This window comes from Streptomyces albus subsp. chlorinus (assembly GCF_013302895.1).
GTDB classification, from domain to species: Bacteria; Actinomycetota; Actinomycetes; order Streptomycetales; family Streptomycetaceae; genus Streptomyces; species Streptomyces chlorinus.
The window spans coordinates 680780-682784 of record NZ_VJOK01000001.1 but is presented as its reverse complement, the minus strand read 5'-3'; the positions used below and the strand labels follow the sequence as shown (position 1 = coordinate 682784).

The window sequence follows — 2005 nt, the reverse complement described above, 5'->3', positions numbered from 1 at the left end:
CCGAACATGACGTCCCAGCCCCGCGACGGCGCGCTTCCCGCCGAGGGTGGCGCCGGACCTCGCGACGACACCGACACCACCTTGCCCACCCGCTCCACGCCCCTCGAAGACGTCGCCCTGCCGGCGAGTGCCGAGGTGTGGTCGGGACGGGCCACCAGCCGTCTCCAGTGGGCCCTGTCAGCGCTCGGCGCGGGCTGCCTCGCCCTCGGTATCGAACTCGCGGTCGATCCGAGCTGGTCGGGCGGGCTCGTCCCCCTGGTGATGTCCGTGGCCGGGTGCATCTCGACCGGGCTGCTCATCCTCTGCGGCACCCTGGCCTTCGTGCACGTCGAGGTGAGACTGCGCGACGACACGCTGGAGGTGCGGTGCGGCCATGCCGGGGTGCCGCGCCGCCGCATCCACCTGCGCGACGTGGTCGCCGCCGACCACGCCCGCACCGTCACCCCGCGGCACTGGGGCGGGTGGGGCTACCGCTCACGGCCCGAGAAGGGCACGGCCGTCGTCATCCGCCGCGGCGAGGGCCTCGTCCTCCGTATGGGGGACGGCCGCGTCTTCACCGTCACCGTGGACGACGCCGAGGCCGCCGTCCAGCACATCCGCACCCGCCTCGCCGCCCTCCGCGCCGCCTGAGGCGGCCTTCGCCGCCCGGTCCCGGCGGCCTCCCGCCGCCGCGTCCCCGGCGGCCCGCGGCCCCCTCGGCGTGGCCCCGCCGCCTCCCCGGCGAGGTCCCGTGGTGGAGCGGGCTCCACCACGAAGACGCCAGCGCGCTCCCTCCCGGGTGCCAGGGCCCGGTCCGTAGCGTCCGAGTCGCCCCCCGCCGCACTCGGAAAGGACGCTCATGCCCGGGCGCACCAGCGCACCCCCTCCCGCACCCCGCCCCGCCCCCCGGCCCGTACCGCCCCTCGCACTGGAACTCGACGGGGTCAGCCGCAGCCACAGCACGCGCCGCGTGCTCCACCACGTGGATCTCGCCCTGCCCCGGGGCCGCTTCCTGGCCGTCATGGGCCGCTCCGGCTCCGGCAAGTCCACCCTGCTGGCCTGCGCCGCGGGGCTGGACCGGCCCACCTCGGGAACCGTCACCCTCGGGGGCGCCGACGTCGCGGCCCTCGGCGAGCCGGAGCGCACCCGGCTGCGGCGCGAGCGGGTCGGCTTCGTCTTCCAGGACCTCAACCTGCTGCCCGCGCTCACCGTCCGGGAGAACGTGGCGCTGCCGCTGCTCCTGGACGAGCGGCACGTCCCCGGCACACCGCACACCGGGCCGTTCGGGCGGGCCGACCGGGCGCTGGAGCGGGTCGGGCTCCTCGACCGTGCCGACGCGCCGCCCGCCGAGCTGTCCGGCGGGCAGCGGCAGCGGGTCGCCGTCGCCCGCGCCCTGGTGACCGCCCCGGAACTGATCCTGGCCGACGAACCGACCGGGGCCCTCGACCCGGTCACCGCCCAGGAGGTGCTCGGCCTCCTGCGCAGCACCGCCGCCCCGGACGGTCCCGCCGTGCTGATGGTCACCCACGACCCGGTGGCCGCCGCCGTCGCCGACCGGACCCTCTTCCTCGCGGAGGGCAGGATCGCCGCCGTCCTGGAGCGCCCGTCCCCGGGCGCCATCCGTACGGAGCTGGCCCGGTGGTGAGGAAGCGGACGGCGCCCGCCGTCCCGCTGCTCGCCCGCCGCGCGGCCCGCCACCACCGCTCCGCCTGGTCCGCTGCCTTCGCGGCACTCGCCCTGGCCTCCCTCCTGCTGGGGGCGGCGGCACAGGCCGTCGCCGCGACCGCCCTGGGGCACCCCCGCGTCACCGCCCGCGCGGCGGCACCGGTGGTGGTGGCCGGCGACCAGAACACCCGCTTCACGGCGAAACCCTGGGGGAGCGAGCCGGAGACGGTGAGCGCCGCCCTCACCGAGCGGGTCCGGGTGCCCCGCGAGGCCCTCCCCGTGCTGCGCGAGGTGCCCGGGGTGCGCGCCGCGGTCCCCGACGACACCTTCACCGTGCGCAGGGGCGCGGGCCAGGCCCCCG

At 78.0% G+C, this 2005-nt stretch carries 2 protein-coding genes and 1 pseudogene; all 3 read left to right on the top strand.

Going from position 1 to position 2005, the window contains the following annotated elements; all coding sequences use genetic code 11:
* The first annotated feature begins 6 nt into the window (after nt 1–6).
* Nucleotides 7–630 carry a hypothetical protein gene (locus tag FM076_RS03170; protein ID WP_173868419.1) on the top strand — a complete coding sequence of 208 codons (624 nt, stop codon included), beginning with the start codon at nt 7–9 and terminating at the stop codon, nt 628–630.
* A 208-nt stretch (nt 631–838) separates the two neighbouring features.
* Entirely contained in the window at nt 839–1624 is a 786-nt protein-coding gene (locus FM076_RS03165) for an ABC transporter ATP-binding protein (RefSeq protein WP_173868418.1), read from the top strand.
* A pseudogene (locus FM076_RS03160) lies at nt 1621–2005 on the top strand (ABC transporter permease); the annotation flags it as partial. The gene FM076_RS03165 and the pseudogene FM076_RS03160, both read left to right, overlap by 4 nt.

What these genes read in the sequence shown, in the direction of transcription:
- FM076_RS03170 (WP_173868419.1), top strand. Translation starts at nt 7, where the DNA reads ATGACGTCCCAGCCCCGCGACGGCGCGCTTCCCGCCGAGGGTGGCGCC.
- FM076_RS03165 (WP_173868418.1), top strand. Translation starts at nt 839, where the DNA reads ATGCCCGGGCGCACCAGCGCACCCCCTCCCGCACCCCGCCCCGCCCCC.